Raw genomic sequence first — 20,396 nt, 5'->3', positions numbered from 1 at the left:
GGCAAAGATTGCCGATGCTGTTCGAAGGCAAGATCTTCACTTCACCAGGAGCGACTTCGGGAAACCGGATTTCTTGAATGGCTCCATGCCCTTGCGGGCAAGCTCGTCGGCGCGTTCATTTTCCGGATGGCCGGCATGGCCCTTGACCCAGTGCCACTTGACCGTGTGGCGCTGATTGGCGGCGTCAAGCGCCTGCCAGAGTTCGCCGTTCTTCACCGGCTTCTTGTCGGCAGTCTTCCAGCCGTTTTTCTTCCAGCCGAAGATCCACTTGGATATGCCGTCCATGACGTATTTGCTGTCGGTGTAGAGATCGACGTCGCATGGGTCCTTCAGGGCGTTCAGCGCGCTGATGGCGGCCAGGAGCTCCATGCGGTTGTTGGTCGTATCCGCCTCGCCGCCGTTCAGTTCCTTTTCGGCCTCCCCGTAGCGAAGCACCGCACCCCAGCCGCCGGGCCCGGGATTGCCCGAACAGGCACCGTCGGTGAAGATATCGACATGTTTCATGAAATCAGTCCGTATTCCGAGGCATTGGTGACGGCGCGATGGAAGCGCAGCTTTTTCAGGTATTCGAGCGGGTCCTTCTTCACCACCAGCGCACCCGCCGGCGTGGTCAGCCAGTCATAGAGACGGGTGAGGAAGAAGCGTAGCGCCGAACCGCGGCAGAGAATGGGCAGCGCCTCGATTTCATCGCCAGACAGTGGCCGCACCGAGAGATAACCCTCGATCATCGCCTTGCCCTTGGTAATGTTGTAGGCGCCATCCTTTTCGAAGCACCAGGAGTTCAGGCAGATCGACAGGTCGTAGACCAAGAGGTCGTTGCAGGCGAAATAGAAGTCGATGAGACCCGACAGGCGATCGCCGAGGAAGAAGACATTGTCGGGGAAGAGATCGGCGTGGATGACGCCGGACGGCAAATCCTTCGGCCAATGGGTGGCGAGGAAATCAAGCTCGGCGCCGATCTCGGCCTCAAGCCCCTCCTCCACCTCGTCGGCGCGCGCTTCAGACTTGGCCCAGAGGGTCTGCCACCCCTCGAGCGAGAGTGCGTTGGGGCGGGTGAGTGTGAAGCCCTCACCGGCGATATGCATCTTGGCGAGAGCAGCCCCCACTTCGCGGCAGTGTTGCGCCTCGGGCTTTCGCAACCACATACCTTCTAGGAAGGAGATCAACGCTGCCGGACGGCCGGAGAGTTCGCCAAGCAACTGACCATCATGACGCGGCAGGGGCAGCGGGCAAGTCAGCCCGCGCTCCGAGAGGTGATGCATCAGCCCGAGGAAAAACGGCAGATCCGATTTCTCGACCCGCTTTTCATAAAGCGTCAGGATCAGCGGCGCCTTGGACGTGTGAAGCAGGAAATTGGAATTCTCCACGCCTTCCGCGATGCCCTTGTAGGACAGGAGCTCGCCTGCATCATACTCGGCGAGAAAGGCCTTGAGGTCGACTTCGTTGATATCGGTGTAAACTGCCACAGCGTGAGGTTCCGTGCCGCTTCGGGGATGGTGAAGGCATATAACGGGTGGGCAGCCGGTGCCAGCCCTTGCTCGACATGGGACACAGGAAATGGGGACACAGCAAACGGGGACACAGCAAACGGAGAACGCGTGGCACACGCATGCAGACGCTGCGCGCGTTCGTCGCACAACCGGTTTAACTTTGCCCCGCATCTCGACAAGTGCATCCGGCCCCGTCTATCTGTAAGAGAATTTTACGCTTCCCTAATTTTAGGCGTATAGAGTGGATCAACATGACCATACTGGATGTGACGGCATGGATAGCCCACGGACCGCTCATATAGCTAAGGACTTCGCTGCAGCGATGCACCTTGCGCTGATCGTGACCGATCGCGATGGCGACATCCGGTTTGCCAATCCGGCCTTCTGCGAGATGTTCGGTTACACGATCGAGCAGCTCCTCGGGCGACCGATCACCATGATCATTCCAGAACGCATGCGTGGCGCGCACACCGCCGGCATGGAAAATGTTGCCGGCGGCGCCAAACCTGGCCTCGGCGGCAAGTCCGTAGAAGTCTTCGCACTGAAAAGCGACGGTACGGAGTTTCCGATCGAAATCACGCTGTCGACATGGCAGGATCCCTACGGCTTCTGGGCTGGGGCCACAATCCGGGATATTTCCGAGCGACGCCAGCGGGATACACGCCTCATGCGGCTTGCCTCGCATGACACGTTGACCGGCCTGCAGAACCGGCATGAATTCATGAGCTGCCTTGCCCAGAAGCTTACTGCTGGCATTCCCTGTACGCTCGTCTTGATGGATCTGGACGGTTTCAAGGATGTCAACGACATGCATGGGCACATTGTCGGCGACAGCCTGCTGCAGGCCGTCGGCGTTCGCCTTCCCTATCTGCTTGGCGAACATGCCTTGATCGGGCGTCTCGGCGGGGACGAATTCGCGATCCTTTTTGCCGGTACCGGCAATGTCGCCGAGGGGCGCATTGAAGCCACAAAGATCCTCACGGCCTTCAGCAAACCCTTCAGCCTTGGCGGGCTGGAACTGGAACTCAGCACAAGTCTTGGCGTCGCGATCGCGCCGCGACATGGGGTCGAGGCCGAGGAATTGCTGGCCTCTGCCGACTTCGCGCTATATCGCGCCAAGGCCGATGGCGGACGCACCTTCCGCATGTTCGACCAGTCGATGCGCAGGGAAAGCCAGGTCAAGCGCGAGACGCGGGACGAATTGCGGCTGGCCCTTCGCCATGGCGAGCTTGAACTCTATTATCAGCCGCTGGTCGAGTTAGCTTCGCGGCGGATCCTGGGTTTTGAAGCCCTGATCCGCTGGAACCATCCGGAGCGCGGTCTTTTGCAGCCGAGCATGTTCCTGCCTTCGCTTGAGCAGAGTTCGCTTTCGGCGGAAATCGGCTGGTGGACGATCGACGAGGCTTGCCGAATGGCTGCGAAGGTCAATGCCAAAGGCGCAAACCTCAAGATTGCGGTCAACCTCTTTCCAACGCAGTTTCGGGCACATAATCTGAGAGACAGGGTGATTGCAGCGGTTCAGCGGCATGGGATCGCACCCGAATGGCTGGAACTCGAGGTCACCGAAGAGGTGACCCTCAACAATGACGAAGCCAGCCTGCAGACGCTCAACGCCATGCGCGACGCAGGTGTGGGCGTGGCCTTTGATGACTTCGGCACGGGTTATGCCTCGCTGAGTTCTCTTCAGCGCTATCCCCTGACCACGCTCAAGATCGATCGTGCTTTCATCAGCGATATCCAGACTCGACCCTCCGATGCCGCAATCACACGAGCGCTGGTTGCCATGAGCCACGAAATGGGGCTCAGCACCGTGGCCGAAGGCATCGAAACGGAGGCCCAGGAGGCGGTTCTCCTGGAAATGGGATGTACGCAGGGTCAAGGCTATCTCTACGGCCGTCCGATGTGCGAGCGGGACGCCATGGCGCTTCTTGCAAAAGCGCAGACCCCGACCGACGACCTCCGCTCAACCGGCACCTGATAAAGGCTCGCAGGCTCGCAAGCAGAAGAACGTCAGCCGTTGACCCAGGCCATGTCGGCGCGCGTCAGTTCCACATCGCGCAGTTCGCGATTGACGAGGAAGTGCTCGTTCTCCTCTGCCGTGATCGCCAGTTCGACCTTGGCGTCGTAGCGCTCGCGGAACGCCTCAATGATCTCGTCGACAATGACTTCCGGGGCTGAGGCCCCAGCGGAGATGCCGAGCGTGGCGATCTCGCCGAGATCCGTCCAGTCGATCTCGGAGGCCCGCTGGACCAGCATGGAGCGGGTGGCCCCTGCCCTCAGCGCTACCTCGACGAGGCGCTTGGAGTTCGACGAATTCGGCGCGCCGACGACGATGAAGAGATCACAGCCGGGCGCGGCATGCTTCACCGCTTCCTGGCGGTTGGTCGTGGCGTAACAGATGCTGTCGGCCGAGGGTGCGGTGAGATTGGGAAAGCGCTCGTTGAGCTTGGCGATGACACCGGCCGTATCATCCACCGAGAGTGTCGTCTGGGTAACGAAGCCAAGATTGTCAGGATCGACGGGCTGATAGGCTTCCGCGTCCTCGACAGTCTCGACCAGCGAGACGGAGCCTTCCGGCAGCTGGCCCATGGTGCCGATCACTTCCGGATGACCGGCATGGCCGATCAGGATTACATGGCGGCCAAGGCGCTGGTGACGCATGGCCTGCTTATGGACCTTGGAGACCAGCGGGCAAGTGGCATCGAGATAAAAGAGATTGCGGTTCGTCGCATCTTCCGGCACGGATTTCGGCACGCCATGGGCGGAAAAGACCACCGGTTGCTCGCGGTGTTCGGCCGGGATCTCGTTCAGCTCTTCGACAAAGATCGCGCCCTTGGCCTCCAACCCCTCGACCACATACCTGTTGTGCACGATCTCATGGCGCACATAGACCGGCGCGCCGTAACGCTTGAGCGCCAGAACGACGATCTGGATGGCGCGATCGACACCTGCGCAAAAGCCGCGCGGGCCGCAGAGGCGGATCGTCAGAGGGGGACGGTTCATATGCAAGGTCATCGGGTCAGCCAGCGATCAGGACAGCGGATAAGGCAAGGGCTGCGGGAAGCGCCTGAATGACGAAGATCTTCCGCGAGGCCGTTGCACCTCCATATAGGCCGGCGACCAGCACGCAGCCAAGGAAAAACAACTGAATTTGACTGCCGGTGGGAAGATCCGGATGCAGCAGACCCCAGGTCAGGCCCGCGGCGAGGAAGCCGTTGTAGAGGCCCTGGTTGGCGGCCAGCACCTTGGTCGCCTCGGCCTGTTCCGGCTTCATGCCGAAGGCGCGGCGGCCGGTCGGCGTGGTCCAGAGGAACATTTCGAGCACGAGGATATAGACGTGCTCGAGGGCCACGAGTGCCACCAGTGTCGAGGCGAGATAGGACATGCAGTTTTCCCTTGGCGCGGCATATGTGAATGCTGTCCGTGGGTGTTTAGCCGATTATCCCCGTCTCCACTATTGCGATTTGCGGCGAAAAAGTCCCGCCAGCGAAACTGCGACGAGCGCAAAGGCAAGTCCATACCAGGTGATTGCATATTGCAGGTGACTGTTCGGCAAGTCGATCTGGGTGACGCCGCCGACCGGCATTCCTGCAGCATTCGGCGTTGAATCGGCGTCCAGGAAGAAAGGAAGCACACGATCCGGCGCCAGACCGACAGATGCCGCCATGCGATCCAGATCCTTCCAGTAGAAGATATTTGCCTTCTCGTCATTGTCAGGCACCAGAGACGACGGCTTGTCAGCCAGTCGCGCACGCGCAAGGCCGACAATCGTCTGGGGACCCTCAGGCTGGCTGCCGGGGCGCGTTTCCGGTGCCTTGCGGTCATAGGGGACAAAGCCCCGGTTGACGAAGAGGTAACGGCCATCGGCGAGCTGAAGCGGCGTGTAGATGTAAAAGCCAGACTGTCCCTGGAACGTCGCAAGGAAGTGCCGCTCCTTGTCGTTCAGGAATACACCTTCGGCTGTCGCGTGCCGGTAATCCACATCGGCGCCAGTGGCGAGAAGGCTCTCGATCTCCGCGAGTGCGGCGGGCGGTGCCGAACGCCGCTCTTCGATCTGCGCCAGCAGGCTTTCCTTCCAGTAGAGACGGTTGACCTGCCATGTCCCGAGCGACAGAAGAATGACCAGCGCCACCGGCACAAAGACAAGGGCTGCCCAGAAGCGCCAGCCACGGCTGCGCCGCGTCGGTTTTCTCATGCCATCACCGATCACGGTCGATCACCCCTTGAGAGGCATTGTGCTTGTATTGGAGCGCGATCAACAGCGCCTTCAGGAAGCGCATCAACCACAGGGTAAAGCCCACGCCCAGGGGTGCGAAGACGAGAATGTGGAGCCAGACGGAGGGTTGATAGTTGAGCTCCACCCAGAGGGCGAAACCGACGACGAGCAGGTCGGCAAGGAGAATGACAAAGATCGCCGGTCCGTCGCCGGCGTCGATCCAGGAGAAATCGAAGCCGCAGGATGCGCAACGCGCTTTAGGCTTGGTCAGCCCGTCAAAAAGCTTGCCATGGCCGCATCGTGGGCAAGATGCCGAAAGCGCGGTCTTCACCGGATCGGTGGGCGGAAATTGTGCGCTGTCTTCGGTCATGTCTGATGGATCCTCATACACGGAGAGTGTGGCGAAGCCTTAGAGCAAAGCGCCGCTTGGTCCTAGGGTCGGATCGTCGCAGGCTGCGACGAAAAAGGGCGGCTTTCGCCGCCCTTCAGGATCTTGTTCGTCCGCCGATCAGCCGGCGTGCAGCGGTGCACCCCAATCGCCCCAGATGTAGATGGCGAAGAAGAGGAACAGCCAGACGACGTCAACGAAGTGCCAGTACCAGGCGGCAGCTTCGAAGCCGAAATGCTGCTGCGGGGTGAAGTGGCCGGCAAGCGCCCGGAACAGGCAGACAATCAGGAAGATCGTGCCGACCAGAACGTGGAAGCCGTGGAAGCCGGTCGCCATGAAGAAGGTTGCGCCGTAGATCGAATTCTTGAAGTCGAACGGCGAGTGCATGTACTCGTAAGCCTGGACGAAGGAGAACAGGATCCCGAGCAGAACCGTCAGCACGAGCCCGGAAACCAGGCCCTTGCGGTCATTGTGCAGCATGGCGTGGTGCGCCCAGGTGACACAGGTGCCCGACAGCAGCAGGATGACGGTGTTGTAGATCGGCAGGTGCCAGGGATCGACGACCTCGATGCCAACCGGGGGCCACTGACCGCCGGTGAACTCGACGCGGCTTGCCTGGATCGCCTCATTGGCAAACAGGCTGGCGTCAAAGAAGGCCCAGAACCAGGCGACGAAGAACATCACTTCAGAAGCGATGAACATGATCATGCCGTAGCGCAGATGCAGCGATACAACGCGGGTGTGGTGACCCTGATGGGCTTCCTTGATCGTATCGGCCCACCAGGCGAACATGGTGAAGAGCACGATTGCGAGGCCGATGAAGAACAGCCACGGATGAGCCAGTTCAAGACCGAACAGCTTGAACGAGCCGCCATTCAGGTAGCGCATGTAACCCACGCCGCCGAAGGTAAGCACGAAGGCGCCGATCGAGGCCAGAAGCGGCCACGGGCTTGGATCGATGATGTGGTAGTCGTGGTTTTTCTGGTGCGCTTCGGCCATTTCAGCAATCCCCGAATGTCAATTTCATTACGAGTTCCGGAGAACCGGAACCCTCTCACAGTTTCGGCTGTACTTTGTCTTTCTCGACCGCAAGGGCTGCCACCGGGGCCTCGTCCTCGCGGGGATAGAATGTATAGGACAAGGTGATCGTCCCGATGTCCTTGGTTTCATCCGCATCGACGATCGCAGGGTCGACGAAGAAAACAACCGGCATTTCCAGCGTTTCGCCCGGCTGCAACGTGGTCTTGGTGAAGCAGAAGCACTGGACCTTGTTGAAATAGGCCCCGGCCTCGCCCGGCGTGACGTTGAAAATCGCCTCGCCCGTAACCGGCACGGAGGAATTGTTCTTCGCCTCGTAGCGGATCTGGACTGTTTCGCCAATCTTTGGCGTTACGTCCTTGTCGATCGCCTTGAAGTCCCAGTTCAGGCCGGAAGACACGTTCGCGTCAAAGGTGACGTTGATCGTCCGATCGAGAACCACATCGGACATTTGTTCGACGCGCTGCGTGGTGCCGCCATAACCGGTGACCTGGCAGAACAGACGATAGAGCGGCACGGCAGCATAGCTCATGCCGACCATGCCGCCGACAAAAAAGACGCAGGCAGCCGCAACGCCGATATTTCGGCGGCCTGCGTTGCGGTCATTGTCCTTTGATTGGATCACGATCCGGTCTCCTTCTCAGCCGACACTGCCGATCTTGATGATCGTCACGACGTAGAAAATGACGACAAGAGCAGCGAGCACAACACCGAGCGCGATGTTGCGCCCACGGCGCGACTTACGCTGCTTGTCGGTCAGTTGCACAGTATCCATCATGCAGCACCTCCGATCGTGCCGATGAACGGCGCGAGGTAAAAGTCGACCATCAAGGCCGAGAAGATCGCGAAGAGATAGAAGATCGAATAGGCAAACAGCTTCTTGGCCGGCACCATCTTCTCGTCGCCGTCGGCCATGCGCCAGACGGCGATGGAACAGTGGACGAAGACCGCGCCGAGCAGGCCCGCGACAACGCCATAACCGATCGAGGCCAGACCTGTGAACGTCGGCAGAACGCCGGTCACGGCGGTCAGGACGGCATAGACGGCAATCTGGCGTTTGGTCGACGGAATACCCGCAACATTCGGCATCATCGGCACACCGACCGAGCCGTAATCCTTCATCTTGAACAGGGCCAGCGCCCAGAAATGCGCCGGCGTCCAGAGGAAGATGATCATGAAGAGAATGACGCTGTCGAGCGACACGCCACCCGTCACGCAGGCCCAGCCAACCATGGGCGGGAAAGCGCCGGCCGCACCACCGATGACGATGTTCTGCGGGGTCGAGCGCTTCAGCCACATCGTGTAGACGACGGCGTAGAAGAAGATCGTGAATGCGAGCAGGCCTGCGGCAAACCAGTTGACTGCAAGGCCGAGAATGACAACGGAAAAGACCGACAGGATGAGACCGAAGGCAAGCGCCTCGGTGGGCGTGATACGGCCGGCGGGCACAGGGCGGGTTGCCGTGCGGGTCATGATCGCATCGATATCGGCGTCATACCACATGTTCAGCGCACCGGATGCGCCAGCGCCGACGGCGATGCAGAGAATGGCAATCGCGCCGAGAAACGGGTTGATGGTGCCTGGAGCCAGGATGAGACCGGCAAAGGCGGTGAAGACGACGAGCGACATGACACGCGGCTTCAGGAGCGCGAAGAAATCGCGCGGGCCGGCTTCGGACAGGCGCACATCGCCCTCGATGCCGAAAACGTCGCGATTATCAATGACCGTCATGCTGTTGTTTTCCGTCTTCCGTTTGGTCTTTCGGGCACCGCGATCACAAGGACCGCGGTGCCCGCATAGTTTAGTGGTCTGGCCTCAGATCACTTGATCTTCGGCAGCTGTTCCCACTGGTGGTACGGCGGCGGCGAAGACAGCTGCCATTCCAGCGTGGTTGCACCTTCACCCCAGGGGTTGTCGCCAGCGACGCGCTTCTTGGCGAAGGCTTCGAAGACGCCGAAGAGGAAGACGAGAACCGCGAAGGCCGAGATGTAGGAACCGATCGACGAGACATAGTTCCAGCCGGCATAGGCATCCGGATAGTCGATGTAACGGCGCGGCATGCCGGCGAGGCCGAGGAAGTGCTGCGGGAAGAACACCAGGTTGACGCCGATGAACATGACCCAGAAGTGCAGCTTGCCGACGAATTCCGAGTACATGTAGCCGGTGATCTTCGGGAACCAGTAGTACCAGCCAGCGAAGATCGCGAAGACGGCGCCGAGCGACAGAACGTAGTGGAAGTGGGCCACGACGTAATAGGTGTCATGCAGCGAGCGGTCGAGGCCGGCATTGGCGAGCTGTACGCCCGTCACGCCACCGACGGTGAACAGGAAGATGAAGCCGATTGCCCAGACCATCGGGGTCTTGAAGGTCAGCGAACCACCCCACATCGTCGCGATCCAGGAGAAGATCTTGATGCCGGTCGGCACCGCGATGACCATGGTAGCGAAGAGGAAGTAACGCTGGGCCGAAAGCGACAGGCCAACCGTGTACATGTGGTGAGCCCAGACGACGAAGCCGACGGCGCCGATGCCGACCATGGCATAGGCCATGCCGAGGTAGCCGAAGACCGGCTTCTTGGAGAAGGTCGACACGATGTGGCTGACGATGCCGAACCCGGGCAGGATCAGGATGTAGACTTCCGGGTGACCGAAGAACCAGAACAGGTGCTGGTAGAGAACCGGGTCACCACCGCCTTCAGGCGAGAAGAAGGTCGTGCCGAAGTTGCGGTCGGTGAGCAGCATGGTGATGCCGCCGGCGAGAACCGGGAGCGACAGCAGAAGCAGGAAGGCAGTGACCAGAACAGCCCAGGCAAAGAGCGGCATCTTGTGCAGCGTCATGCCAGGCGCGCGCATGTTCAGGATCGTGGTGATAAAGTTGATCGCACCGAGGATCGAGGACGCACCGGAAACGTGGAGCGCAAAGATCGCAAGGTCAACCGCCGGACCAGGCTGGCCTGAGGTTGCGAGCGGCGGATAGAGCGTCCAGCCACCACCAACACCGTAAGCCCCTGCCGGACCTTCGACGAACATCGAGAGGATCAGAAGCAGGAAGGCCGGGACGATCAGCCAGAAGGAGATGTTGTTGAGGCGCGGGAAAGCCATGTCCGGAGCGCCGATCATGATCGGGATCATCCAGTTGGCAAAACCGCCGATCAGCGCGGGCATGACCATGAAGAAGATCATGACGAGCGCGTGCGCCGTGGTGAACACGTTGTACATGTGCTTGCCGCCATCGATGGCAGCATCGCCTTCAAAGCCGTAAACCATCTGGGCCAGACCGTGGAAGATCTGGATGCCCGGATCCTGCAGTTCGGCGCGCATGGCGACCGACAGAGCAGCACCGATGATACCGGCGATGATCGCGAAGATCAGGTAAAGCGTGCCGATATCCTTGTGGTTGGTCGACAGGAACCAGCGCGCAAAGAAACCAGGCTTGTGATCGTGATGCGCGTCGTGCGCATGGTCGTCGTGGGCAACAGAACCAGCCATTGTCCTCACTCCTCTCAGTTCGTGATGTTTTCGGCCGTCTGGACGGTCGCAGGTGCGCCGTCGACAGCAGCCATCAGAGCGCGGTTGGCGCCAGGAAGGTCAGACGCCGCCGCCTGAACCCAGGCAGTGTACTGCGCTTCCGAGACAACGCGGATGGCGATCGGCATGAACGCATGGTCCTTGCCGCACAACTCCGAACACTGTCCGTAGTAGAGACCTTCACGATCTGCGCGGAACCAGGTTTCGTTCAGACGACCCGGGATCGCATCGATCTTGACACCGAAGGCCGGCATGGCGAAGGCGTGGATGACGTCGGTCGGAGCGGCGGTAACCAGCATGCGGACATTCTTGCCAACCGGCACGACCACTTCGTTATCGACGGCCAGCAGGCGCGGATAACGGGCGACATCTTCCTTGCCAGCGGCTGCACGGTCGGCATCCTTCAGCATGTAGCTGTCGAAGGACACGGCCTGCTCGCCTTCATATTCATAAGACCAGAGCCACTGGGTTGCCGTTGCCTTGATCGTCAGATCAGGGTTTTCCGGCAGCTTCAGCTGATAGGTCAGCAGGTTGAAGGACGGAATGGCGATGGCAAACAGCATAAGGACCGGGATAACCGTCCATGCGATCTCGATTGCCGTGTTGTGGCTGGTCTTCGACGGCACCGGATTGGCGCTGGCGCGGAACTTCACAACGACAAGAATCAACAGAATCAGGACGAAAATGGTGATCGGAACGATGAACCAGAGCGTGTACTGCTCAAACCAACGGTTCATCTCCATGACCGGAGTTGCGGCTTCCTGCAAACCCATCTGCCACGGCTTCGGCTGATCGGCGAAGCTGACAGAAGCGAAAAGCAGACAGGCCAGCGCGGCCAGGGCTGCATAGGTTCTCTTCATCACGGTTGGTCTCCCACAAGCGCTTGATCCACATCAAACCATAGCGCATAAATCATGCTAGTGTCGCCGTTTCAAATCATAGATTGGCCGCATTCGCAATACGCCCGAACGAAAGCTGGTGCGGCATTTTTGCGCTTGATCAAATGCCTGTGGGAACCGCTGTGGTTTTCAGAGCCCAGATGACAGCAGCCGTGCCGGATCGCGGCCTTGCGTGGGAAATCCAGTCCCAATTATGCCGTAGTCACTCTTAATACAGGCCCGGGGCTTCCCAATTCCCTACCCCGACGCCAAGAATGCGCGGGATGATTCGTTTTCCAGAGGTATACATGGGTCTTCCACGACTTGCCTGGACCACCCTGACCGCAGGTGCCGTCCTGATCGGTGGGCTGTCCGTGGCCGCACAGGCGCAGCAAACACCACAGCAGCCGGGCTCCGTCCGCTCCAACCATGGGGCATGGTCCGTCATCTGCGACCAGCCGGCCGGGGCATCGACCGAGCAGTGCGCGCTGATGCAGAACGTCATCGCCGACGACCGGCCGGAAGTCGGCCTCTCTGTCGTCGTGCTGAAGACCGCCGACCGGAAGGCCCGCATCCTGCGTATCCTCGCGCCGCTCGGCGTGCTTTTGAAGGATGGCATGGAGCTGTTCGTCGACGGCAACAATATCGGCCGGGCCTATTTCACCCGCTGCTTCTCCGAGGGCTGTTATGTTGAGGTCGAGATCGACGACGAGTTGATGAAGATCCTGCGCGCCGGCAAGGCGGCGGTCTTTGCGCTGCGCGAATCGGCCGACCAGGACCGCGTCGGCATTCCGATCGAGCTCGCAGGCTTTGCCGAAGGCTACGACAAACTGCCGTGAGGCGGCCAGAAGTCATCGATGCTCGCCGCATCGTGAAGCGACAGATCAACAGGGGCAGGTCCATCGGACTTGCCCCTTTTTCGTTGGAAGCCTACATGCGTTGGCAACGCCCAAGGAGATCAGCATGACCCAGGACCTTCTCTCCCTCTTCGATTGCGATGAAGCGACGCTGACGAAGCGTGTCGCGGATGCGCTGAAAGGAGCAGACGACGGCGAACTCTATATCGAGCACGCTCAGGCGGAATCGCTCACCTTCGACAATGGCCGGCTGAAGGGCGGATCCTTCAACACCGACCAGGGTTTCGGCCTCAGAGCGGTGGCCGGTGAAGCGGTCGGTTATGCCCATGCCGGCGAGCTTTCCCTCTCCGCCCTCTCCCGCGCCGCCGATGCCGTCGGTGCCGTCACGCATGGCCATTCCGGCTCCTATGCGGCCGCACCACAGCGGACCAACGCAAAACTCTACGGCGACGGCAACCCGATTGGCTCTCCGAGCTTCGAAGAGAAGGTGAAGCTGCTCGCCGAAATCGACGCCTATCTGCGCGACAAGGATGCCAAGGTACGCCAGGTGACCGCCTCGATCGCCGCCAGCTGGCAAGTCGTCGAGATCCTGCGGGCCGACGGCCACCGGGTGCGCGACATCAGGCCGATGACGCGGATCAACGTCTCCGTCGTCACCGGTGAAGGCGACCGCCAGGAGAGCGGCTCCTATGGCATTGGCGGACGCCAGGGCTTTGACGATTTCCTCTCGACGGAAAGCTGGCAGCGGGGTGCGGACGAAGCGCTGCGCCAGGCGCTGGTCAATCTCGAGGCTCAGGAAGCGCCTGCTGGCACCATGGATATCGTGCTTGGCAATGGCTGGCCGGGCGTCATGCTGCATGAGGCCGTTGGCCACGGGCTGGAAGGCGACTTCAACCGCAAGAAGACATCGGCCTTTGCAGGCCTGATGGGCGAGATGGTGGCAGCACCCGGCGTCACCGTTGTTGACGACGGCACGATCGACAATCGGCGCGGCTCGATCACCGTCGACGATGAAGGAACGCCGTCCGCCTATAACGTGCTGATCGAGAACGGTCGCCTTGTCGGCTACATGCAGGATCGACAGAATGCCCGCCTGATGGGCATGAAGGCGACCGGCAACGGCCGCCGCCAGGGCTATGCGCATCAGCCCATGCCGCGCATGACCAATACCTACATGCTCTCGGGCGACAAGACGCCGGAAGAGATCATCGCGTCCGTCAAAAAGGGCATTTATGCCGTTTCCTTTGGTGGCGGTCAGGTGGACATCACCTCCGGCAAGTTCGTTTTCGGCTGCACCGAGGCTTACCTCATCGAAAACGGCAGGATCGGCGCGCCGGTGAAGGGGGCCATGCTGATCGGCAATGGCCCTGACGCGATGAAGCGCATCTCGATGATCGGCAATGACTCCAAGCTCGATACCGGGATTGGCAATTGCGGCAAAGGCGGCCAGTGGGTGCCCGTCGGCGTCGGTCAACCGCATTTGCGGATGGACCAGATTACCGTGGGCGGCACCAAGGCTTGAGGTCAAACGCGCTCGTCCCCGAACTCGCGGTCAGCGACTGGCGGACGAGCCGCGCCTTCTATTGCGATCTTATAGGCTTCGAGGTCGCCTATGAGCGTCCCGAAGAAGGCTTCAGCTTTCTGACGCTTGGCGATGCACAGCTGATGATCGACCAGATCGGAATTGGGCGCACATTCGAGATTGCAGGCGCACCACTGGAGCGCCCCTTGGGCCGTGGCCTCAACCTGCAGATCCGGGTCCCCGATATCGGGGCCATCCTCTCACGCCTGGAAACGGCCGAGATCGATCTTTGCTTGCCGCTCGAAGAGAAGTGGTATCGGCGGGATGACCATGAAGTCGGCAATCGGCAGTTCCTCGTCGCCGATCCCGATGGCTACCTGCTGCGGTGTTTTGAGGATCTCAGCAGGCGCTAGGCTCCCGTCCTCACCTTGTGCAGCGGCCCGACCTCTACGGCCGGACGTTCTCCCTCAGCCCCGTGCGGGCATCAGGACGCAGTCGTAACGCTGGCGGATCAGGTGGGCGCAGACGGCGCGGGCCTTGTCCTTGGTTTCAAAGCCGGTAAAGCGGGCGCGGTAGACAGGCACGCCGTTGAGTTCGCGCATCTCGGTATAGGTGTCGAGGTTTTCGAGCGGTGCGCCGATCTTGGCGCGGGCTTCAGAGAGGATTTTCATGGCGCCCTGTGCGCTGTCGGAGGCGGCGATCTGGACCTGCCACTTGTTCATCGCGGCGATCTGCGGCTGCGGCTTGGGGGCGACTGGTGCCTCAGCCTCAACGGTTTCAGCAGGCGCTTCCGTCGGCGCATAGGCGGCCGCCACGTTTGGCTGAACACTGCCAGTGATGCCAGCAAGCTGCTGCAGGGCGGACAGGGCATTGCCGCTGTCTGGGGCCGGCGTATCGCCGCCGAGGCGCGCCAGATCGACCTGCACATTGGTGTTGCGGCTGGCGATCAGCTCCTCGCCAGCGGTCGCCTTGGCAAGGTTGGCGTCGATCATCTTTTCCATAAGCCTGTCGCGGCTTGCAGCCGAACGACCGCCCATGACGACGCCGATCACGCGGCGACCCTTGTCCTCGACAGCGCTGACAAGGTTGTAACCGGACGCATTGGTGTAGCCTGTCTTGATCCCGTCCATGCCCTTGTAGCGGTACATGAGATTGTTGTGGCCGTTGATGGTGCGGCCGCGAAAGGCGAAGCTCTTGGTGGAAAAGAGATCGTAGTCCTTGGGGAAGTCCCGGATCAGCGAAACGCCGAGGGTCGACATGTCACGCGCGGTGGTGAACTGGTCATCATGCGGCAGGCCCGATGCATTGTAGAACGTGGTGTTCGTCATGCCGAGCGCACGCGCCTTGCGGGTCATCATGTTGGCGAAGTTGCGCTCGTTTCCGCCGAGTTTCTCGCCGACAGCCGTTGCCACGTCATTGGCCGAGAGCACGATCATGGCCAGCACCGCTTCCTTGACCGTGATGCTGTCGCCTTCCTTGACGCGAAGCTTGGTCGGCGGACGGGACGAGGCGTATTTCGAAAAGGGAACCGGGCTGTCCCAGCTCAGTGTACCCGCCTTGATCGCATCGAGGACCATGTAGACGGTCATCATCTTGGTGAGCGAGGCGGGGTGATTGAGTTCGTCGGGATTTTCGGAGGCGAGGACTTCACCTGTGCGGGCATCGAGGAGAAGCTGGGCGCTGCCGGCGTGGGCGGAAGTCGAAAGAGACAGGATCGTCACGCAAAACGACAGTACGACCAGAAACTTGCTCATTACGACTCCAGAATTCTCTTCATGTCGGCAGGGGCGAGGACCAGCCGATTCTCGGCCTCATGTCCACGTCGAGAATGCGCTTAGGTCAAGAATGGGGCGACAATCGGCCGACCGACATGGTTCATGACATTTTGTCCACAAAGGCTGACGCAGGCATGGTTAGCAAAGGGTTAACGCCGCCACCCGAGATCTGCCCTTTGTGCACTGCAAGAGCGATTTTCGACGTCGCCCACGGTCTTTTGCCCGTGTGGCGTGAAGAAAAACGCCTTTTTGCCTCTTTACCTCAACCGAACTTGAGCTTGCAGTGTCCTTTCTCCGACCACCACCCCATTTTTCGGAGACAGACCTTGTTCGAGCCAGACCTCACCCGCGACATCATTCCCGACAGCTTCCCCGACCTCGACATGGCTGCGCGTGACGTCCTCGCACGCAGAAGGCATCCGATCCGCCAGATGATTGGAGTGACGTGGCGATCTCTGCGGCGCCTTTGCGGGATAATTTTCCCCGATAAGCACGCCGGCGATGAAGCCCGACCGCGAACCGAGCAAGGATCAAGTCTTGGCACTCGCCATTGAGTATCGCTTAAGACCTTCCCCGTTAGGTTGCCCGTCAGCAATCATGCAGGGTATACGAGGCTTATGGCAGCGGGATTGAAGACCGGACTGAGACGAGCCGCCATTGTTGGCGGGCTCGAATTCTCGTTTTTCCTGTCTCGGCTCGGAGCCCTGCCGGGCCTGCGCGGTCGCGGCGTCATCTTCACGTTGCATCATGTGCGGCCGTTCCAACCCGCAGCCTTCGCCCCGAACCGGCATCTGGAAATCACGCCCGAGTTTCTCGACGCTGCCATTCTCGCCTTGAAGGCCGAGGGTTATCGCTTCATTCCGGTTGAGGCGGTCAAGGACGAATTGTCGGCTCCGAGCGCGCCGGCCTCTCCATTTGCCGCTTTCACGCTGGATGACGGGTTTCGCGACAATGCCGTTTATGCAGCACCTGTCTTCCAGCGCCACGGCGTTCCGTTCACGATCTTCGTCTGCAAGGGCTTTTCCGAGCGCAGCCACACCATGTGGTGGGAAACGGCAGCGGCGATGCTGGAAAGCGGGGAGCCTGTAACGATCGAGACAGGCGATGGATCGAGACGCCTCCCCTGCCAGACCTGTGCGGAAAAGCGCGCCGCAATAGCAGCATTGTCGCGGCTCGTCTTCGAGGGAGACGAAGCCACCGGCATCGGCCGTTTGAACATGGCGGCCTACAATGCCGGTATCGATCCGCATGCGATCGTTGCAGAGAGCATCATGGATTCAGAGGAGCTGCGCCAGATGGCCCGCGATCCGCTGGTCACGCTCGGGGCACACACCGTCAGCCATCGCGGGCTGGCGGCGCTTGACGACAACACCCTGCTTGCCGAATTCAACCAGAGCGCCGACTATGTCGCCGCCCTGACCGGGAAGCGGCCGAACGTCTTTGCCTATCCCTATGGTGACGAGCGCAGCGCGACCGAGAGAACCGCTGCCTATGCGGAATGGGCAGGCTTTAAGCTCTCCGTCACGACGCGGGCCGGCACGCTATCCCCGGCCGACCTCGACCGGCCGCATCTCGTGCCACGGATCTCGCTCAACGGCTTCTATCAGAAGAGTCGCTATGTCCGGGCGCTCGCCTCCGGCATTCCCTCGCGACTTGCCGCAGGCTGACACGACTGTACCGTGATCTCCGTCACTGATCGTGCAGTGACAGACGTCACGGATACATTCTCACCTTCTCCCAGCCATCTCCCTCACGACGGAATTCGACGCGGTCATGCAAACGGAATTTGCGGTCGTGCCAGAACTCGATCGAGCGCGGAATGATGCGGAAACCAGACCAGTGTTCAGGGCGCGGCACCGTGCCGAGCGCATATTTTGCCGTGTATTCGGCGACGGCTTTTTCGAGTGCAAAGCGGCCTTCAAGTGGCCGCGATTGCTTTGATGCCCAGGCGCCAATGCGGCTGCCAAGTGGCCGGGAGTTGAAATATTCATCCGCTTCTTCGTTGGAAACGACCTCAACTTCGCCCCTTAACCGCACTTGGCGGCGAAGGCTTTTCCAATGAAAACACATTGCTGCCTTTTTCTGGCCTCGAAGTTCCTGTCCTTTCTGGCTTTCGAAATTCGTGTAGAAAACGAAGCCGCGGGCATCATATCCCTTGAGCAAGACCATACGCACATTCGGCAGTCCATCCGCGTCCACGGTGGCCAATGCAACGGCATTGGGATCGTTGATCTCGGATGCCTGCGCGTCGTTCAGCCAGGATGCGAAGAGTGCGAAGGGTTCGTTCTCCTCGGTAAAGTCACCACTTGTTAACCCGAGTTCTGACATATTGTCTCAATTGCTCCCGATCTGCATATTGGCCATGCGTGGCGAAGCACCAGATGGATGGCCCCTTGAAAGACATAGCAAAGTCGTTCGTGCGTACAATGGGTAGGTGCATGCGGAAATCCACGTTGATCCTCTCTCTTGCCGCGACACTTCCGCTCAGCGGCTGCTTTGGCGGCAGCATGGATCTGTTCGGGTCAGACAAGGTGGACAGCTCGATCTCGACCAATACCGTCAATCGCAAGAGCAATCCGCTCAGCCGTTCGGACGAACTGACGGTTCAAAGTGCCGTCTCATCCGCGGATCTTGGCAAGACCGGGGACCACCCCCTGCCCTGGGCCAATGCCTCGACCGGCAGCGCTGGCGTCGTGACGGCCATCCAGGAAGAAAAGGGCAACGGCTTCATCTGCCGCAACTTCTCGACCACCCGGCACTCGTATGAAGGCATTGCCTATTTCTCCGGCAAGACCTGCACCGCCGGTGGCGGCAGCTGGGAACTGATGAGCTTTGACAAGCAGTCCTGATTGACCGGTTTTTCCCCTGTTCAGGGATGATCCGGCCGAATTTGATCGCATTCGAAAGAATTGCTTAAGCAAGTCTCAAGAAACACCGCCTTGCACCCCCTCTGGGTGTAACCTTCGATTAGCGAATTCCGTGCGACGCTCCTCGCCAGTTAACCCGCGGCCGCGATGTTATGCGGTACGGTATTGAGTATTCGCGGGCGAGGCATGATCACCAGCCTCCGCCGCCCTTGTTGGTTTGGTGTTCAATGCGCGATTTTTATTCCATTCTTGGCGTAAAGCGAGATGCGGGTGCGGACGAGATCAAGGCTGCCTGGCGCAGACAGGCGAAATCGGCCCATCCCGACCAGAATCCAGACGATCCGCTGGCGCACAGCCGCTTTGCCGAAATCGGCCATGCCTATGACATTCTCAAGGATCCGGCCAAGCGGCGGCGCTACGACCAGAGCCGCGTGAAGCCCGATGCCCTGGACCGCGACAATACGATCATGAAGCAGCGGGAGGCAGCAAGGGCCGCCGCTGAACGGGCGCAGCAGGCGAAGGCGAACGCGGAGCGCGTGATGGCCGAGCTTGCCGAGGCGGAGGCAGAAAAGGCAAGAGCCGACGCCGCAGCAGCCCAAGCCGCACAAAACGCCCGCAACGCCCAGGCCGCGGCCAATGCCTCGCGCGCTGCTCAATCGGCAGCACAGGCGGCAGCCCAAGCCGCTGCCCAGACGGCAAGCGCTTCGCAGGCTGGCCCGCAGGCCGCAGCGGCCGACAGAGCGAAAACAACCCGGACCGCCGAAGACGTGAAAACGGCAGGAGGCGGTGCGCAAAAGGAATCGTCCGACAAGGCGGAAAGCCCCGAAGAAATGGTCTCGCGCATCTTCGGCGAAGGCCCTGAGGCGGCGGCGGCGGCCGACAGCATCAAACGGGAACGCGAGGCAGCGGATGCGGCGGCGGCCAACGGCTCCAACCGGCAGGCTATCCCTTCTCTTCTGTCCCCGATCGAGCTCTTCACGTCACTCGTCCGTCGCCTGCGCGGCGTGCCGGATACCGTGCCGGAAAAAGCGCCTGACGTGTTTGCCGAAGCGATTGTTGCGATTGGCGATCTGCTTGAGCAGAAATCCGTCCCGCTCACCCTCAATGATGGACGCGATGTACGCGTGCCGCTGAAAGGCGTGACCGATGGACATGTGGTGCGCCTGCGCGAACAGGGCCTGCGCCTGCCCGGCATGAATCGCGGCGATGTTGCCGTGACGGTGCGGGTTGCCCGCAGCGAACGCTTTGTCGTCGATGGCTTCGACCTTCGCACCGTCTTGCCGATCACGCTGGAAAATGCGGTCCTCGGGTGTGAAACGGAGGTCGAGGGACCGGAAGGCAAGGTTCCGCTCACCGTTCCGGCCTGGTCGAATTCGGATCAGGTCATCCGCATCGAAGACCTTGGCCTGCCGAACGGCGAAGGCGGGCGTGGCGGGCTGGTCGTCGAAGTGCGCGTGATGCTCTGGGAAAAGCCGGACGAGAAGGTCACCGATCTCATGCGGCTGATGCGCGAAGGCCTTTACATCTGACAGGTGCCTGGCGACGTCGGTTGAACGCGATGCGCCAATACAGGCCCGGCTGAGCGTGACGGAGCGGCGGGTGGCGGAACCGTCACCCCTCCCCGTCCTCCATTGCCCTGCCTCTCGGCGAGACACCTGCGCAACTGCAAGCCCGAAGGTTTGCAAGCCATTGGTAAATTAGGAGGAACGAGGAGATTGTGACCCCGTTTCGACCGGCAAACGCAATGTTACGCGGCCTTACAGGAGATGATCCTCTTCAATCTTGAACGCTTGAACGGCCTATGCCATAGGCACTTCATCGAAAGTATCAGGGGATCA

The 20,396-nt window shown here is 60.6% G+C and carries 21 protein-coding genes; 7 read left to right on the top strand and 14 right to left on the bottom strand.

All coding sequences use genetic code 11. The features are described from left to right. Positions 1 to 36: 36 nt before the first annotated feature. Positions 37 to 504: a ribonuclease HI gene (gene rnhA, locus ACSV9I_RS06755; RefSeq protein ID WP_438328017.1), complete on the bottom strand. Its 468-nt coding sequence runs from the start codon at positions 502 to 504 to the stop codon at positions 37 to 39. Next, positions 501 to 1,466, bottom strand: a complete 966-nt coding sequence (locus ACSV9I_RS06750) for a homoserine kinase (RefSeq protein ID WP_054156623.1) — start codon at positions 1,464 to 1,466, stop codon at positions 501 to 503. Before ACSV9I_RS06750 ends, rnhA begins: the two co-directional genes overlap by 4 nt. 298 nt (positions 1,467 to 1,764) lie before the next feature. On the opposite strand from ACSV9I_RS06750, the gene ACSV9I_RS06745 reads away from it, so the two are divergent. After that, on the top strand, positions 1,765 to 3,468 hold the full coding sequence (locus ACSV9I_RS06745; protein ID WP_438328016.1) for a putative bifunctional diguanylate cyclase/phosphodiesterase: 1,704 nt from the start codon (positions 1,765 to 1,767) through the stop codon (positions 3,466 to 3,468). Positions 3,469 to 3,500: 32 nt separating this feature from the next. On the opposite strand, the gene ispH is transcribed toward ACSV9I_RS06745, so the two are convergent. The 10 genes from ispH to coxB all read right to left on the bottom strand — a co-directional run bounded on the left by ispH (position 3,501) and on the right by coxB (position 11,519). Then, complete coding sequence (ispH, locus tag ACSV9I_RS06740) at positions 3,501 to 4,493, bottom strand: 4-hydroxy-3-methylbut-2-enyl diphosphate reductase (protein WP_054156622.1); 993 nt, start codon at positions 4,491 to 4,493, stop codon at positions 3,501 to 3,503. Between the two features lie 16 nt (positions 4,494 to 4,509). After that, a complete protein-coding gene (locus ACSV9I_RS06735; protein WP_054156621.1) occupies positions 4,510 to 4,875 on the bottom strand; it encodes a DUF1304 domain-containing protein in 366 nt (121 codons plus the stop codon). 69 nt (positions 4,876 to 4,944) lie between these two features. After that, positions 4,945 to 5,685, bottom strand: coding sequence for an SURF1 family protein (locus tag ACSV9I_RS06730; protein ID WP_438328015.1), 741 nt, complete (start codon positions 5,683 to 5,685; stop codon positions 4,945 to 4,947). Between the two features lie 4 nt (positions 5,686 to 5,689). Continuing rightward, on the bottom strand, positions 5,690 to 6,076 hold the full coding sequence (locus ACSV9I_RS06725; protein WP_054156620.1) for a DUF983 domain-containing protein: 387 nt from the start codon (positions 6,074 to 6,076) through the stop codon (positions 5,690 to 5,692). A 138-nt stretch (positions 6,077 to 6,214) separates the two neighbouring features. After that, entirely contained in the window at positions 6,215 to 7,093 is an 879-nt protein-coding gene (locus ACSV9I_RS06720) for a cytochrome c oxidase subunit 3 (RefSeq protein ID WP_438328014.1), read from the bottom strand. A 55-nt stretch (positions 7,094 to 7,148) separates the two neighbouring features. Then, positions 7,149 to 7,757, bottom strand: coding sequence for a cytochrome c oxidase assembly protein (locus ACSV9I_RS06715; protein ID WP_438328013.1), 609 nt, complete (start codon positions 7,755 to 7,757; stop codon positions 7,149 to 7,151). Between the two features lie 15 nt (positions 7,758 to 7,772). Further along, positions 7,773 to 7,910 (bottom strand): hypothetical protein, encoded by a 138-nt coding sequence (locus ACSV9I_RS06710; RefSeq protein WP_197278302.1) that lies wholly within the window; start codon positions 7,908 to 7,910, stop codon positions 7,773 to 7,775. Further along, on the bottom strand, positions 7,907 to 8,863 hold the full coding sequence (locus ACSV9I_RS06705; RefSeq protein ID WP_438328011.1) for a heme o synthase: 957 nt from the start codon (positions 8,861 to 8,863) through the stop codon (positions 7,907 to 7,909). The genes ACSV9I_RS06710 and ACSV9I_RS06705 overlap by 4 nt, the downstream gene beginning before the upstream one ends. Positions 8,864 to 8,952: 89 nt before the next feature. Next, complete coding sequence (gene ctaD / locus ACSV9I_RS06700) at positions 8,953 to 10,620, bottom strand: cytochrome c oxidase subunit I (RefSeq protein ID WP_054156617.1); 1,668 nt, start codon at positions 10,618 to 10,620, stop codon at positions 8,953 to 8,955. Between the two features lie 14 nt (positions 10,621 to 10,634). Beyond that, positions 10,635 to 11,519 (bottom strand): cytochrome c oxidase subunit II, encoded by an 885-nt coding sequence (gene coxB, locus ACSV9I_RS06695; RefSeq protein ID WP_438328533.1) that lies wholly within the window; start codon positions 11,517 to 11,519, stop codon positions 10,635 to 10,637. Positions 11,520 to 11,845: 326 nt separating this feature from the next. On the opposite strand from coxB, the gene ACSV9I_RS06690 reads away from it, so the two are divergent. From ACSV9I_RS06690 to ACSV9I_RS06680, 3 genes are all read left to right on the top strand, one after another. Next, positions 11,846 to 12,376, top strand: coding sequence for an invasion associated locus B family protein (locus ACSV9I_RS06690; RefSeq protein ID WP_054156615.1), 531 nt, complete (start codon positions 11,846 to 11,848; stop codon positions 12,374 to 12,376). Positions 12,377 to 12,500: 124 nt separating this feature from the next. After that, the gene (gene tldD / locus ACSV9I_RS06685) at positions 12,501 to 13,916 is read left to right on the top strand and encodes a metalloprotease TldD (RefSeq protein ID WP_438328009.1); all 1,416 of its coding nucleotides are present in this window, start codon (positions 12,501 to 12,503) and stop codon (positions 13,914 to 13,916) included. Further along, positions 13,913 to 14,329, top strand: coding sequence for a bleomycin resistance protein (locus ACSV9I_RS06680; protein ID WP_438328008.1), 417 nt, complete (start codon positions 13,913 to 13,915; stop codon positions 14,327 to 14,329). Before tldD ends, ACSV9I_RS06680 begins: the two co-directional genes overlap by 4 nt. A gap of 54 nt (positions 14,330 to 14,383) precedes the next feature. Here ACSV9I_RS06680 and ACSV9I_RS06675 read toward each other — a convergent pair whose 3' ends face one another. Beyond that, entirely contained in the window at positions 14,384 to 15,670 is a 1,287-nt protein-coding gene (locus ACSV9I_RS06675; protein WP_438328006.1) for a serine hydrolase, read from the bottom strand. A gap of 638 nt (positions 15,671 to 16,308) precedes the next feature. On the opposite strand from ACSV9I_RS06675, the gene ACSV9I_RS06670 reads away from it, so the two are divergent. Beyond that, on the top strand, positions 16,309 to 17,358 hold the full coding sequence (locus tag ACSV9I_RS06670) for a polysaccharide deacetylase family protein (protein WP_438328004.1): 1,050 nt from the start codon (positions 16,309 to 16,311) through the stop codon (positions 17,356 to 17,358). A gap of 46 nt (positions 17,359 to 17,404) precedes the next feature. Here the strand turns inward: ACSV9I_RS06670 and pdxH are convergent, their stop codons facing one another. Further along, positions 17,405 to 18,019, bottom strand: a complete 615-nt coding sequence (gene pdxH, locus ACSV9I_RS06665; RefSeq protein ID WP_438328003.1) for a pyridoxamine 5'-phosphate oxidase — start codon at positions 18,017 to 18,019, stop codon at positions 17,405 to 17,407. Positions 18,020 to 18,084: 65 nt separating this feature from the next. On the opposite strand from pdxH, the gene ACSV9I_RS06660 reads away from it, so the two are divergent. Then, positions 18,085 to 18,540 (top strand): RT0821/Lpp0805 family surface protein, encoded by a 456-nt coding sequence (locus tag ACSV9I_RS06660; RefSeq protein ID WP_054156800.1) that lies wholly within the window; start codon positions 18,085 to 18,087, stop codon positions 18,538 to 18,540. Positions 18,541 to 18,785: 245 nt separating this feature from the next. After that, the gene (locus tag ACSV9I_RS06655) at positions 18,786 to 20,087 is read left to right on the top strand and encodes a DnaJ domain-containing protein (RefSeq protein ID WP_054156611.1); all 1,302 of its coding nucleotides are present in this window, start codon (positions 18,786 to 18,788) and stop codon (positions 20,085 to 20,087) included. The last annotated feature ends 309 nt before the right edge of the window (positions 20,088 to 20,396 follow it).

This window comes from Rhizobium sp. G187 (assembly GCF_051549525.1).
Classification (GTDB): domain Bacteria; phylum Pseudomonadota; class Alphaproteobacteria; order Rhizobiales; family Rhizobiaceae; genus Allorhizobium.
Note: the sequence above shows the minus strand (reverse complement) of the source record. Positions and strands in the feature narration are given on the sequence as shown.

Excerpts from the sequence above, each read along its gene's own strand:
- rnhA (WP_438328017.1), bottom strand. The coding sequence starts at position 504 with ATGAAACATGTCGATATCTTCACCGACGGTGCCTGTTCGGGCAATCCC.
- ACSV9I_RS06745 (WP_438328016.1), top strand. The coding sequence starts at position 1,765 with ATGGATAGCCCACGGACCGCTCATATAGCTAAGGACTTCGCTGCAGCG.
- ispH (WP_054156622.1), bottom strand. The coding sequence starts at position 4,493 with ATGAACCGTCCCCCTCTGACGATCCGCCTCTGCGGCCCGCGCGGCTTT.
- ACSV9I_RS06735 (WP_054156621.1), bottom strand. The coding sequence starts at position 4,875 with ATGTCCTATCTCGCCTCGACACTGGTGGCACTCGTGGCCCTCGAGCAC.
- ACSV9I_RS06730 (WP_438328015.1), bottom strand. The coding sequence starts at position 5,685 with ATGAGAAAACCGACGCGGCGCAGCCGTGGCTGGCGCTTCTGGGCAGCC.
- ACSV9I_RS06725 (WP_054156620.1), bottom strand. The coding sequence starts at position 6,076 with ATGACCGAAGACAGCGCACAATTTCCGCCCACCGATCCGGTGAAGACC.
- ACSV9I_RS06720 (WP_438328014.1), bottom strand. The coding sequence starts at position 7,093 with ATGGCCGAAGCGCACCAGAAAAACCACGACTACCACATCATCGATCCA.
- ACSV9I_RS06710 (WP_197278302.1), bottom strand. The coding sequence starts at position 7,910 with ATGATGGATACTGTGCAACTGACCGACAAGCAGCGTAAGTCGCGCCGT.
- ACSV9I_RS06705 (WP_438328011.1), bottom strand. The coding sequence starts at position 8,863 with ATGACGGTCATTGATAATCGCGACGTTTTCGGCATCGAGGGCGATGTG.
- ctaD (WP_054156617.1), bottom strand. The coding sequence starts at position 10,620 with ATGGCTGGTTCTGTTGCCCACGACGACCATGCGCACGACGCGCATCAC.
- coxB (WP_438328533.1), bottom strand. The coding sequence starts at position 11,519 with ATGAAGAGAACCTATGCAGCCCTGGCCGCGCTGGCCTGTCTGCTTTTC.
- ACSV9I_RS06690 (WP_054156615.1), top strand. The coding sequence starts at position 11,846 with ATGGGTCTTCCACGACTTGCCTGGACCACCCTGACCGCAGGTGCCGTC.
- tldD (WP_438328009.1), top strand. The coding sequence starts at position 12,501 with ATGACCCAGGACCTTCTCTCCCTCTTCGATTGCGATGAAGCGACGCTG.
- ACSV9I_RS06675 (WP_438328006.1), bottom strand. The coding sequence starts at position 15,670 with ATGAGCAAGTTTCTGGTCGTACTGTCGTTTTGCGTGACGATCCTGTCT.
- ACSV9I_RS06670 (WP_438328004.1), top strand. The coding sequence starts at position 16,309 with ATGGCAGCGGGATTGAAGACCGGACTGAGACGAGCCGCCATTGTTGGC.
- pdxH (WP_438328003.1), bottom strand. The coding sequence starts at position 18,019 with ATGTCAGAACTCGGGTTAACAAGTGGTGACTTTACCGAGGAGAACGAA.
- ACSV9I_RS06655 (WP_054156611.1), top strand. The coding sequence starts at position 18,786 with ATGCGCGATTTTTATTCCATTCTTGGCGTAAAGCGAGATGCGGGTGCG.